The sequence below is a fragment of the Photobacterium damselae subsp. damselae genome, assembly GCF_038086725.1.
Taxonomy (GTDB): domain Bacteria; phylum Pseudomonadota; class Gammaproteobacteria; order Enterobacterales; family Vibrionaceae; genus Photobacterium; species Photobacterium damselae.
This window is the reverse complement of the sequence record NZ_CP146970.1, coordinates 1,356,411-1,370,031: the sequence shown is the minus strand read 5'-3', so window position 1 is coordinate 1,370,031 and position 13,621 is coordinate 1,356,411. Positions and strand designations below refer to the sequence as shown.

Genomic DNA, 13,621 nt, shown 5'->3' with positions numbered 1-13,621 from the left:
CTCAAATAAAACGCCGTGTAAATATACAAATGACTGCTAATTGTTGAGAATAAAGAGATTTAATAATTGTAAGCAGTTATGTAAAGTTTCCCATTTTGAGATGCACCCCCCATTTTGTCATAGTGATAAATATCATCTCGGTAATAAATTAAACCATTCCCCTCTGCCCAAGCAGTCTGATAAATTAAATGTACGGGTATCTTATTTTTCAATACCACTGTTTTTGTTCTCGTCCTTGATGAATATTGTATAAACCTTTTATCACTGACTCCTGAATACTCAAGCAACAGCTGTGCCAAACCTTTTGCATATTCAACTCGAACACAACCAGAACTGAGCGCTCGATCTGATTTATTAAAGAGACGTTTTGAAGAAGTATCATGAAGATAGATGGCATAATCATTAGGGATATTAAATTTAAAACGACCTAATGCATTTTTATTTCCCGGTTTTTGGCGCAGGCGATAAGGAAATGTTTTAGGGTTAACCCCTCGCCAATTAATGGCATTAACTGATATTCGGGCAGGATTTGACCAACTGGATAGAATCTCATATCGATTACGAGTCAGATAACTTGGGTTACGTTTCACTTTTGGCAAAATGTCCTTTCTCATGATTGAAGTCGGCACATTCCAATAGGGATTGAATACCACAGACGTTATAGTGGAATCCATCATCGGGGTATTTCTAGATGGTCGACCAACAATCACTTTGCTTGTCATAACCGATTGATTATTAAGCCTTGCTGTCAGTTCATAAGCGGGGATATTAACGACTATTTGATTAGGCTGTTCATCGGGCCATAACGATAATCTTAAAGTGTTTAGTGCAACGACTCTTAAGCGCTCTTGTGGCGATTTTGACAACCAATACAGGGTATTTGGACCAATTACTCCATCGGGACTTAAACCATGGCGTTGTTGAAACGATTTCACCGCTTCAATTAAAGTTGGAGATAAATAATCCAGGTTCTCTGTTAGCATTTGTTCGGCTTGATAACTCGGTAGATCTCCTAACATCTCAAGAATAGTAATTAAGTTTTTTGCATTGGGTAATGGGTTACCTAAAGAGACCTTATTGGCAACATGAAAGATAGGCCAACGTTTATGACTAAGCTGAGTAAGCTTCTCTAATGCTTTGATATTACTGGTGTACTGCTCGTTATTACCTTGAAGAGAAGAGATATACTTTACTATCTGTGCTGTTTCTGATGCGGTTAAAAATGACTCAACTTTATGATGACTTGGTAACGGTAAAGGCCATCTCATTTTGCCACCAAATAGCCACTCTCGCTGCTCATGCTTGGAATACTGATAAAAGCTTAATAATGCGAGCATCGTATCGGTTGCAAGAAGATCAATTTGTTTCCAATCCTGAGTATTTTTAAGTTGCATTATTTTGATGTAACGTTCTGTTAAATCAGGACTTATTTTAGCTATTTCAAATACTTTCAGATTGGCTAATAATGCATCAACGGCCTCTTTACTAGACCAATATGGTTGATATCCATTGGTGTAATAGATTTCTGCCAGCTTATCTGGATATGAGATAACTGATTGAATACTTGGAATATCTTTAACCCAATCTAATGCTGCTTGATATTTAGGATTAAAGTAGTGATCTAATTGAGTGCTACCTACCTCACTGGAGGGGTCATAGAGTTGAGCAATTTCAATATGCATTGCATTATCCATTGCATTTTTTTGTTCTAACGGAAAAGGCTCAATATCCAAATGGTAGGCATGAATCTGGCATGAATACCCAAGAGTACAAACGATGCACAGTGATAGAGTCGAGAAAGTCTTCATCATTTTCTCCTATTGCTGATCATTTCAGTATGGCAAATTAATTTCAGCTCTAAGAAAATTTGAACGGTATTTATTTATGATAAATGTTCTAGTATTCTGACTTTTCATTATCACAAAGCAATAATCTATTGAATTTACACAATTAATTATAATCCAAATTGAAATCGCTTCCCTTTTGGAATTGAGAAATTATCTTATTTGTCTCACTTTTTTTACACTTTGACTCATAATCTTAATTAATCTAAAACGACTCAATTATTTCATCATGATTGGACCTATTAACCCAATCATTGTCATAGGGACAAACATCTTGAGACAAGTTTGATATATACCCAAGTAACTTCAAGATGCGAGGTTCAGCGAGAATAATTTGGTTTACAGGCAAGACAACGATTTAAAGATCTAGTAGCTCTAAATTAAAAATCGTTAACGCAGTATGTGAAGCAAATTAACTCGCCCTTTGGGAGCGTGTCACAGACACAATTTCATCGTCAAACAATTTGGAAATAGCGAGCTATTACACTGCATTGTTTATCTTGAACTTGAATCAGTGACAACGCTCTGAATCCTGCACCTTGAAGTCACTTGGGTATAATTTACAGTTATAACGTGAAAAAGGCTTTTAAGTTGTTGTCATTTGAGGTAGTTTTCCAAGGTTGATTTTGGAGAGTTTCATGGAAAAGCACGAAGAAGTACTTATTGCCTTACGACAGATTATTCGAGCGATAGATCTACACTCACGTAAGCTAAATAAAAATGCAGGTCTAACGGGTCCACAACTTGTGTTAATGCGCGCAATCCGTGATTCCGGTACAGAAATTACAATTCGTCAGCTGTCGAATAACACCAATATGAGCCAAGCAACAGCAACAACGATTCTTGACCGCTTAGAAAGTCGAGAGTTGGTTGTTCGTCAACGCAGTCAATTGGATAAACGTAAAGTGCATGCCCACCTAACAGAGAAAGGTAAAGCATTACTTGAAAAAGCACCTATGCCACTACAAGATAGCTTTATTTCTCAATTCCAAACGTTAGAAGATTGGGAGCAGTCACTGCTTCTCTCCTCTGTACAACGAATTTCATCTATGATGAATGCTGAACATTTAGATGTTGCACCTCTACTGGAAGTAGGTAGCATCACCAAACACGATAGCTCAGAAGAATAGACCAACGACATATTTTATGACGTTAGTACCCGTGTTAAGCCAGTACATCATGCTGGCTTTTTAGTATTAGGCCAAAAGATGTTACTCGAAGGAATTGAGACGTTATTAATGCTCGCTCAGGAAAAAACCATGAGCAGAACTGGCAGTCGTTTATATATTAGTCAATCGGCAGTCAGTAAACGAATTGCAAAACTGGAAGCAAAATTAGGGAAAAAACTGATTGAGCCCAAAGGTCGCCATATTAAGCTCACCCCAGATGCCGAATTGCTGATTGCAAACGTAGGCCCAAGCTTTAATGAGATTCGAGGGCTTATTTATGAACAGCAAGAGTTAACCGATCAAACCTATATTTCTCTTGATTGCTCGGAAACTTTAGTTGCTGGTTATTTAGCACCCATTATTGGTTCCTATATAGAGCAAGATCCTTATATCTCGATTACAACGCACCACACACCAGTAATCGTCGAACACATCCAGTCGGGTGAAGCTATCATAGGTTTTTGTGCTGGCCATCTACCGCCTCATCACGGTTTAGAGACCATTCATTTGCTCGATGAGCCCTTTAGTATCGTCAGTAAAGAAGCACTACTCGCTCCACCGTTGAATCTTATTGTTAATGACCTAAAAAATCCCGCTAATGCCTATCAAGCAGGGTTACTCCAGAAGGCAAACATTATTCCGTTGATGGAGATGGATTCATACACTGCCAGCGCTCAATTAGCTTTAGCGGGAGTTGCCCCAGCTCTTGTTCCTCAATCTATCGTTAGCACATTAAATATACCAACAATGTATTGCCACCATTTTGCATTTCTTGATGAGCTTACCCGACCTATTCATTTGCTATATCGTGCGAACAGCCTTAAATCATTAAGAGTTAAAACCCTAATTGAAACCATTGCGGATGCTGTTCCCAAAGTAGCTTTAACGCCATCAACATTGAAATAGTCACTACCATTGGACGGATCAATTTCTGTCCCTTGGTGACAACTACCTTGGCTCCCATTCGAGCACCAAGAAAACCACCCGCAGCCATGACTAAACCAAGCTCCCAAATAGGCAATCCTGCGATAATAAAAAAGGTTAATGCCGCAATATTTGAGGTGAAATTAAGAACTTTGGTTCTAGCCGTCGCTTCAATTAAGCCGCAACGAGCAATCGCAACAAAACAAACGGTAAACAGAGAACCTGTACCTGGACCAAAAAATCCATCATAAAAACCAATTGAAAAACCAACCGTTAACGCAAAGAGATTATCGGATATACGCGGTTCACCAGACTCTAATTTGGCCTGAGGCGCTAAAATAAAGTAGAGCGAGATACAAATAAGTAAAATAGGAATTAAACTGGTTAGAATGCTAGCATCAATTTGTTGTACAGCTTCGGCACCAATGGCGGCGCCGGTGAAAGTACAAACGATAGCCACGCGCATAGCTTTAAGACTCACTAAACCTTGCCGAACAAAATAAAGTGAGGCCGAAAAGCTACCGAACGAACTCTGTAATTTATTTGTCGCGAGAGCCTGTGTTGGTGGAACCCCAGCAGCCAGTAATGCAGGAACGGTAAGTAGCCCACCACCGCCAGCTATAGCGTCAATAAATCCGGCCAAGCCTGCAACACAGAACAATAAAACCAAAACATCTAAAGATAAATCCATTTATTCACTCGCTATCTATTACACTTTCATCAGATGGTGATAATCCACCACTTTAGTAGAGCAGCCATAGTAGCGAGTAATGTCTGAGTTACAAAAGGAAATATGCGAAGAGAACCTATTCCCATTAGGAAACAATCATCTTCTAAAATACCATTAAGTTAGGTCATTTATGATTGATTACGGCACATCTCTGCGGGGAAAGAGAGCTGTACCATAACATGTCGTTTAAACAATTCATCGTAGTTCTGCTCATCTAACGCTTTTTGCATACAATTAAGCCAAGCTTGTTTTTCCTCAATACCAATAGCAAGATGTCGATGTGCTCCAGGTAAATTCATTGAACCGTATTTTTCCATGTACTCTTGAGGCCCACCTAGCCAACCAATCAAAAAGGTCGTTAACTTTTCTTTGGTGATGGTCAGATCATCTGGGTGCATTGCTCTAATGTTCTTTGCTTCAGGGCAAGTATCAATAAAATGATAAAAAGAGGCTACCAGTTGTGTAATACCCAGCTCTTTTCCTGCGGCAGTAAAACAAACCTCAGGATCTTGGTAGTTCGGCACCGCCCTTTTTTTTACACCAGACAACTCATCTTGCTCAGGATATTCAGATCGATCCATCGGTATTACCCTATCTATTATCAAAAAATAAAGCGCAGCCGAAGCCACGCTTTAAGATTATGATAAATAGACAGATATTTCTAATCTATTTAACTTACATATATCGGCCCACTAAATGAAGTAACAGGAGGCACCTCACCTTTAAACTTCTCAACTTGCACCACTACAGTATTGGCACTGGTTGCCTGAGCAAGTTCTGAAGTCCCAATATCTTGAGTTAATGTATTAGGATCGCCATAAGTATCAAGGGCACCAATATCGTTATTAATCGGACCAAACCAAGCCCCTTCGGTAATACGAATCACCCCTGGTGGATAATCCCCAGAAACTTTAGCTCCAGCAAGTAACTGCCCTCGGTCATTAAAAACTCTGACAATGTCACCATCTTTAATACCACGAGCTTTGGCATCATCTGGGTTTAAATGTACTGGCTCCCGACCTTTAACAACATAAGTTTCACGGAATTTTTCCGAATCACACATCTGTGAATGAAGTCGTTTTGGCGGATGACAAGACTGAAGCCAAAGAGGATATTTATCGGATTTTGGCCCACCATGAGAACGCTCATTTTTCTCAAACCACATCGGGTGCCCCTGACAATATGGGTATTTATAACGAGCGATTTTTCGGCTGTATATTTCAATAAACCCTGATGGCGTTCCCAATGGATTAATTTCAGGATCTTCTCGGAAGGCCGCGTGGCTAACCATAGATTGATCGGTCTTAAACGGAGCGAGTCCTTGTTGCCAAAACTCATTAAATTCTGGCATTGGGTACTTATCTTTGTTAGCCGCACGGCAGTCGTTGTAGAGTTGTTTTACCCATTCCATTTCCGTCATACCGCGAGTATATTCTTTGCTTTTACCAAATCGTTCACACAACTCGGTAAAAATTTGGAAATCTGTTTTTGATTGAAAAAGCGGATCAACCAGTTTATGCATTGCAAGAACACCCGCTGTTGAATAAGTACCAAACTGGTCAATATCGTTACGTTCAAACTGAGTACAAGCGGGCAAAACGATATCAGAAAATCGGCAAGTTGGCGTCCATGTATAATCAATATTGACGACCGTTTGCAGCTTTCTAAATGCCTCCTTCATTCGGTTACGGTCTTGATGGTGATTCCATGGGTTACAACCACTAAAGACCATCATTTTAATATCAGGCAAGACAACCTGACTGCCGTTATATTGAATTTTTTTACCCGGCTCCATGATGGCATCAATCCAACGAGCAACAGGAATGATTGAGCTATAACCTTTGAAATCGGTATTGTTCCAAACTGGTACTTGGCCTTCATCTACATTACGAGGAAAACCACCAGGTCCGGCTGCATTACTGTATGGCGTACCAACTCCACTGTATTGATGCGAGAATGAAATACCACCACCAGGGAGGCCTATTTTACCCAACATTGAAGCCAAAACGACTGCCATCCAATAAGGTTGCTCGCCATGTAGCTGACGCTGAATCGACCAACCAAAGATCATCATAGTGCGACCTTTTGCGAGCATGCGGGCAAATTTTTGGATCTCATCGGCTTTTATGCCACAAATCGGTTCTGCCCATTCCGGGGTTTTCGCTGTTTCATCTTCTCCTTTACCGAGCAAATACGGCAGAAAGTCTTCAAAGCCTAAGGTATAGGTCTCCATAAAACTTTTGTCGTAAAGCTTTTCATCATAGAGGGTATAGGCAAGCGCTAACATAAAGGCAACATCAGTTTGAGGGTTCACATACTGATGTTCACAGCCTAAATAATTTTGAGTTTGCGAAATAACCGGATCAACCGAGATCACTTTGATCTCTTTTTTCGCTATTTTTTCTTTTAATTGTGCGTAGTAATCGTAACAATCATGGGTCTCACACTGCCAACCTACTTGACTGTTTTTCATCGGATCGTTCGACCACCAAATCAGTGTATCGCAATGCTCTAATATATGAGGCCAAGTCGTCGCTTGAGCATATACTTCGGTAGAACCGATTACATAAGGTAGGATAGTTTGTCCTGCACCTGTTGAGTAATCCCCCACTTTTTTAATAAAGTTGCCATACATACCAACCGCTCGCTGCATATGTGAGGTGCAACTGTGAAATTGTCCTGTTTCACGCCAGCCTGTTTGCCCTGCATGAAGCGCCCACGGGCCATAATCTTTTTGAACCCGATGTAACTCTTGGAAAAACAGATCAAGTGCTTCATCCCATGTAACTCGCACAAAACGATTATTACCGCGAGTTTCACCGCTGTATTTATTCTTACGTAACCAATCTAAACGCACTAATGGATAACGAATTCGACTTGGACTGTAAATCAAACCAATAATCCCATTGAGCATATCCGTGGGATGTTTGTCTTGCTCTAATGGTTTGATCTCCATTACCTGTCCATTATAAATACGCGCCCGAAATGCCCCCCAGTGAGACCCTGATACTTTCCAAGTGCCTGGCTCCTGTGCTGGTGCACCATCTTGTACTGTTGCATGTGCCAACTGCGTTAATAAGCTTGGTCCTATCACAGTCACAGCACTGGTGGTTGCGACCCCTTGCAAAAATTTACGTCGAGTTAAAGACATAAACGATCCTCTCCGTTCTAATGCTGTGATTTAGAGAATGTTGATGAGTGATTTTGTAGATATTTCAATACAATGGCTTCACTATCACTGTCTAAATTGACAAAAGCGAGCATACCGTTAAACATTCCTGGCCAAGTATTGGCATCAAAGTGATTCTCTGTTGGCTGGGTATGACAGACACTACAGTTGGTGTCATAAGCAGATTTTGCGGCTGACCATATCGGTTGGACATCAGGTAATAAATTATCTTTTTGCATCCATAGCGTAATAGTGACTTGCTGCCATTTAAGTCCAGTTAGGTCATCTTCTTTCTCATCCCCTTTTTGAACCACTTGATCATTTTGCGCCGCATCTTTGCTCAGGGCTGCAACGGGAATGTTTAAGCCAAAGTCTTGTTCAATCACACGACCAAAGCCTTTTGTTTTACGCCAACCATGGATTTCGACTTCTACGGCTTTATCCGTTACCTTCACCACTTTGACTTCTGAAGCAGGTTCTAATTGTCCAGCTTCAGTCGTTAAACTTTCATCTGAATATAATGGAAGAAAACGGACACTATAATAAGCACTACCATCAGAGAAACTGGTACTGTGAGATTGGGCAATAAGTTCGGAAACCATTCCGCCGGAAGATTCCATATTTTGCGGTAATTGATGGGCAATCCCTTTATGGCAATCTAAACAACTTTGATCTCGTGCTGCTGCTTGCTTCATTTGAACTTGAGCTCGAGGAGACATTTCATCCCATTTCATACTCTCGTACTTATGGCAATGTTTACACTCTTTAGAACCATTGGCAGAAAACCGTTCCCATTCATGTTGAGCAAGCTCCATTCTTTTGGCTTCAAATTTCTCCTTGGTATCAATAGTACCAAACAGATGACCAAAAACTTCTTTGCTGGCCTGCATCTTACGTGCAATTTTATCGGTCCAATTATGAGGCACATGACAATCAGGACACGTTGCTCTAACCCCAGCATTATTTGACCAATGAACGGTTTGTTGTAACTCTGGATAAACGGTATCTCGCATATCATGACAACTGATACAGAACTTTTCTGTATTCGTCATTTCAAGCCCCGTATTAAAACCACCCCAGAACATAACTCCAGCAATAAATCCTCCCAGAGTTAAGACACCAAGACTGATTTTTGTCGCTGGTCGCCATAGTGTTTGCCATATTTTCTTAAGTGTTTTCATTCTCGCCTCCCTGATGTTTAACTCAGCTCTTCATTCTATGAGCAAGGCAACATTAACCATGCCCAGGAGGACCTAAGACAAACACTTGCAGAGCCCACACAATAAAGCCATATGCGCTAACTAAACCAACTGTCAAAATAGGGAATAAAAACACAGCTATAAATATGAACGACATCCACTCATATTTTCCGCGCTCTTCATCTTGCACATCATTAGTATCCATTGCTTCACTTCCATTAATGATCACTTACCTCAAAAGTATAGTTAACCCACAGATAATTTTTGTTTTTTCACTTTTCAGGCATGACTTAAAAATCAGAAATGCGATCTGGATATATTTTTCGTTATAGAAGGTAGGCGTAAGATGCTGTTTTTATTAGTTGCGAAGAAAAGGAAATTTAGAGCATTTTCTCTAATTGAAGGGAAAAGAACTTATGAAACAGAGTATTCGTTATCAATATTCATAATGAGTAGTTAATATGGAATCAGTATGTATACTTTGATAAACACACAAATAGTTTAGAAAATAAGCCAAGTTACACTGAATTATAATAAAATGCCGTTTTGTGGACATTTCCTCATTATTATCAACTACTTCCTGTTATATTAATCGTTACGAAAATCTTGTCCGATCTTATTAGTGAAAACTAAAAAGTAGCGTCACAGGTAGCCGATTGTTCACCCAATCGGCTTTTCTATGTCTTCATCTTTTGTCTCTATCTTCTGTTACTGCCTTTCGCAAAAATATTCCATAACGATCCTCGCTTCGTTTATACAAAAACTATAGTGATACCCAAGAATGATACCTAAGTAGATCAAGGTGTGAGATTCAGTGAAAAGATCTTAACTTACAGGCAAGGACATAACTGATAAGCAACTCAAGAGTTACTGTTAGTGCTGTTTGGGGTATATAGAAGATGAAGATAAGGTAGTGGGGATAGTAAAAATACAGAACATGAAATGACAGATACGAAAAAGGGAAGCCGAAGCTTCCCTTTCCTGAAAAACTAAACTGTAAAATTACAGAGCAGCTTTTGCTTTCTCAACTAGCACTGTGAAAGTTGCTTTGTCGAATACAGCGATATCAGCAAGGATCTTACGATCGATTTCGATAGACGCTTTCTTAAGACCGTTGATGAAACGGCTGTAAGACATACCATTCTGACGTGCAGCAGCGTTGATACGTGCAATCCATAGTTGACGGAAAGTACGTTTCTTCTGACGACGGTCACGGTAAGCGTATTGACCAGCTTTAGTAACTGCTTGGAAAGCTACGCGATAAACACGTGAACGTGCACCGTAGTAACCTTTAGCTTGTTTAAGAACTTTCTTGTGACGTGCACGCGCTTGTACACCACGTTTTACGCGAGGCATAGGAGACTCCTAGACTAAATTAAAAAATAAAACTAAAAACGATTAAGCGTATGGAAGCATACGAACAACTGCAGCCACTTCACACTTAGGAAGGATTGCATTTGGACGAAGCTGACGCTTGTTCTTAGTAGTACGTTTAGTTAGGATGTGACGCTTAGTTGCGTGCTTGTACTTAAAGCCACCGCCAGTTTTCTTGAAACGCTTAGCAGCACCTTTGTTGGATTTCATCTTAGGCATGATGAGACTCCGCATTGTTGATAGTTAATAACACAGTAATATGGGCGAACAAAAAGCGCTGCGGTAAGCAGCGCTTTTGCTACTTGAATGCCGTAATTACTTACTTCTTCTTAGGGGCAAGCATCATCGTCATCTGACGACCTTCTACTCGACTAGGGAAACTTTCAACAACCGCTAGGTCGATTAGGTCATCCTTAATACGATTAAGAAGTTCAATACCGATGCTCTGATGAGCCATTTCACGACCACGGAAACGTAGCGTTACTTTGCCTTTATTGCCCTCTTCTAAAAAGCGACTCAGGTTGCGCAGTTTTACCTGATAATCGCCTTCGTCTGTACCAGGTCGGAATTTAACTTCCTTGATCTGGATTTGTTTCTGCTTTTTCTTTTGCTCTTTAGCAGCCTTGCTCTTTTCGAACAGGTACTTGCCATAGTCCATCACACGACAAACTGGTGGCTCGGCATTAGGGCTGATTTCGACTAAGTCCACACCAGCTTCGTGAGCAGCATTCAACGCTTCTTCAATAGAAACGACACCGATTGACTCGCCGTCTAGACCAGTTAAACGAACTTCGCGAAGACCACGAATTTCACCATTAAGGCGATGTGCATTTTGCTTAACTGGTGCTTGGGTTCTTTTTCCGCCTTTAATACCTTATTCCTCCACAATATTGAGCTTACGACTGCTAATTTCTTGCTGCATGTAAGCAACAAGGTCATCAATCTTAAATTTACCCAAATCTTTACCCTTGCGAGTACGTACTGCAACTTCACCTGCTTCAACCTCTTGGTCGCCGCATACAAGCATGTAAGGTACTCGCTTCAAAGTATGTTCGCGGATTTTAAAGCCAATCTTCTCATTTCTCAAGTCCGCATTGACTCTAATTCCACATTTTTTCAATTTTTCTACAATTTCTTGTACATATTCTGACTGAGAGTCAGTAATGTTCATCACAACAGCTTGTTGAGGCGCCAACCAAGTTGGGAAGAAACCTGCATAATCTTCGATAAGAATACCGATGAAACGCTCTAATGAACCAAGAATTGCACGGTGAATCATAACCGGTGTGTGGCGTTCGTTATCTTCACCTACGTAAGTAGCGCCTAAACGCTCTGGTAGAGCAAAGTCTAACTGAACTGTACCACACTGCCATGCGCGATCAAGGCAGTCGTGAAGAGTGAACTCGATCTTAGGACCGTAGAACGCACCCTCACCTTCTTGAATTTCAAATGGAATATCCATTGATTCAAGCGCGGTAACTAAGTCAGCTTCTGCTTTATCCCACATTGCATCAGAACCTACGCGTTTTTCTGGACGAGTAGATAATTTAACAACAATGTTCTCAAAGCCGAATGTCTTGTACGTATCATACACCATTTCGATGCAAGATGTAACTTCTTGTTGCACTTGAGATTCTGTACAGAAAATGTGCGCATCATCTTGAGTAAAGCCACGTACACGCATGATGCCATGAAGTGAACCTGATGGCTCGTTACGATGACATGAACCAAACTCAGCCATACGTAATGGTAGATCACGGTAAGATTTCAGACCTTGGTTAAAGATCTGTACGTGACCTGGGCAGTTCATTGGCTTAATTGCGTATTCACGGTTCTCAGAACTTGTTGTGAACATTGCATCTGCGTACTTGTCCCAGTGACCAGAACGTTCCCATAGTACACGGTCCATCATTAGAGGACCTTTTACTTCTTGGTAATCGTATTGGTTTAGTTTTTCACGAACAAATACTTCTAGCTCACGGAAGATAGTCCAACCGTTGTGATGCCAGAACACCATACCTGGGGCTTCTTGCTGCATATGGAACAGATCAAGTTGCTTACCAATTTTACGGTGGTCACGCTTTGCAGCTTCTTCTAGACGAGTTAGGTGAGCTTTTAGCGCCTTCTTATCGTGGAATGCAGTACCGTAGATACGCTGAAGCATCTTGTTTTCGCTATTACCACGCCAGTATGCACCAGCAACACTTAATAGCTTGAAGTTTTGACAGAAGCCCATGTGTGGTACGTGAGGACCACGACACATGTCGATGTATTCTTCATGATGGTATAGACCAGGACGATCGTCACGAGCTACATTTTCATCAAGAATTTCAATTTTGTAAGTTTCACCGCGAGATTCAAATGTATCACGCGCTTCTTGCCAGCTTACTTTTTTCTTAACTACCTGATACTTGGTCTTAGCAAGTTCAAGCATGCGCTTCTCAATAACTTCAAGATCTTCTTGAGTTAGAGACTGCTCAAGGTCGATATCGTAGTAAAAACCGTTATCGATTGTTGGACCGATAGCCATTTTCGCTTCTGGGTACAACTGCTTAATCGCATGACCTAAAAGGTGAGCACATGAGTGACGAACGATCTCTAAACCATCAACTTCATCTTTAGCTGTGATGATTTCTAGACTTGCATCGTTTTCGATAAGATCACAAGCATCAACACGAACACCATCAACACGACCAGCGATCGTTGCTTTCGCAAGACCAGGACCGATAGATAGAGCGACATCCATAGTTGATACAGGATTCTCGAATTGACGTTGACTGCCGTCAGGAAGAGTAATTACAGGCATGAAAAATGTCCTTTCCAGTGGTGCCACATACCAAGTAGCACTTGATTTAAAAATGTTTAAATACGTTGAATATTTAAGTAGAGACTTACTAAACCTCATTGGGTCACATTTTGGTACAAATCAAAATGAGCTTCCAACAACGTCTAATTAAGGTTGCTGATACTATCACATCTAAGCATATTTAGTTAAGGCGCTTTTGAGGATCTCTTCATAATTTATGAAAAAGACCAACCCTAAAAAAGTTAGAGTTGGTAGAAGATGCGAAAAGTAAAAACAAAGGAGTTGTTTTACATAGCCATAATACATTGCCATTAATGACATTTTTTAGCACCTGATATACCCGATATTGTCTTACTGCTATTTATATCTTTTTATATATCTTTCAGCCCACCACTGAACTAATGCA

Annotated in this window: 12 protein-coding genes; 2 read left to right on the top strand and 10 right to left on the bottom strand. The window is 40.5% G+C overall.

Going from position 1 to position 13,621, the window contains the following annotated elements:
* Window positions 1-59 precede the first annotated feature (59 nt).
* Window positions 60-1,811 (bottom strand): L,D-transpeptidase family protein, encoded by a 1,752-nt coding sequence (locus WAX86_RS06165; RefSeq protein WP_341489278.1) that lies wholly within the window; start codon window positions 1,809-1,811, stop codon window positions 60-62.
* A 671-nt stretch (window positions 1,812-2,482) separates the two neighbouring features.
* Here WAX86_RS06165 and WAX86_RS06160 point away from each other — a divergent pair.
* Both WAX86_RS06160 and WAX86_RS06155 read left to right on the top strand, forming a co-directional pair.
* The gene (locus WAX86_RS06160; protein WP_005299874.1) at window positions 2,483-2,974 is read left to right on the top strand and encodes a MarR family winged helix-turn-helix transcriptional regulator; all 492 of its coding nucleotides are present in this window, start codon (window positions 2,483-2,485) and stop codon (window positions 2,972-2,974) included.
* Window positions 2,975-3,052: 78 nt separating this feature from the next.
* Window positions 3,053-3,919, top strand: a complete 867-nt coding sequence (locus tag WAX86_RS06155) for a LysR family transcriptional regulator (RefSeq protein ID WP_341489277.1) — start codon at window positions 3,053-3,055, stop codon at window positions 3,917-3,919.
* On the opposite strand, the gene WAX86_RS06150 is transcribed toward WAX86_RS06155, so the two are convergent.
* From WAX86_RS06150 to thrS, 9 genes are all read right to left on the bottom strand, one after another.
* A complete protein-coding gene (locus WAX86_RS06150; RefSeq protein WP_044175849.1) occupies window positions 3,849-4,628 on the bottom strand; it encodes a TSUP family transporter in 780 nt (259 codons plus the stop codon). The genes WAX86_RS06155 and WAX86_RS06150 overlap by 71 nt on opposite strands.
* A gap of 167 nt (window positions 4,629-4,795) precedes the next feature.
* A complete protein-coding gene (locus tag WAX86_RS06145; protein ID WP_341489276.1) occupies window positions 4,796-5,248 on the bottom strand; it encodes a group II truncated hemoglobin in 453 nt (150 codons plus the stop codon).
* Between the two features lie 89 nt (window positions 5,249-5,337).
* Window positions 5,338-7,818, bottom strand: a complete 2,481-nt coding sequence (gene torA, locus WAX86_RS06140) for a trimethylamine-N-oxide reductase TorA (RefSeq protein WP_341489275.1) — start codon at window positions 7,816-7,818, stop codon at window positions 5,338-5,340.
* Between the two features lie 17 nt (window positions 7,819-7,835).
* On the bottom strand, window positions 7,836-9,017 hold the full coding sequence (gene torC, locus WAX86_RS06135) for a pentaheme c-type cytochrome TorC (protein ID WP_005299883.1): 1,182 nt from the start codon (window positions 9,015-9,017) through the stop codon (window positions 7,836-7,838).
* Between the two features lie 52 nt (window positions 9,018-9,069).
* Entirely contained in the window at window positions 9,070-9,240 is a 171-nt protein-coding gene (locus tag WAX86_RS06130) for a periplasmic nitrate reductase, NapE protein (RefSeq protein WP_068945863.1), read from the bottom strand.
* A 797-nt stretch (window positions 9,241-10,037) separates the two neighbouring features.
* Window positions 10,038-10,391, bottom strand: coding sequence for a 50S ribosomal protein L20 (rplT, locus tag WAX86_RS06125; protein ID WP_005299885.1), 354 nt, complete (start codon window positions 10,389-10,391; stop codon window positions 10,038-10,040).
* Window positions 10,392-10,433: 42 nt separating this feature from the next.
* Window positions 10,434-10,628 (bottom strand): 50S ribosomal protein L35, encoded by a 195-nt coding sequence (gene rpmI / locus WAX86_RS06120; protein ID WP_005299888.1) that lies wholly within the window; start codon window positions 10,626-10,628, stop codon window positions 10,434-10,436.
* Between the two features lie 100 nt (window positions 10,629-10,728).
* A complete protein-coding gene (gene infC, locus WAX86_RS06115; RefSeq protein ID WP_065172353.1) occupies window positions 10,729-11,280 on the bottom strand; it encodes a translation initiation factor IF-3 in 552 nt (183 codons plus the stop codon).
* Window positions 11,281-11,283: 3 nt separating this feature from the next.
* Window positions 11,284-13,215, bottom strand: a complete 1,932-nt coding sequence (gene thrS, locus WAX86_RS06110) for a threonine--tRNA ligase (RefSeq protein WP_005299894.1) — start codon at window positions 13,213-13,215, stop codon at window positions 11,284-11,286.
* Between the last annotated feature and the right edge of the window lie 406 nt (window positions 13,216-13,621).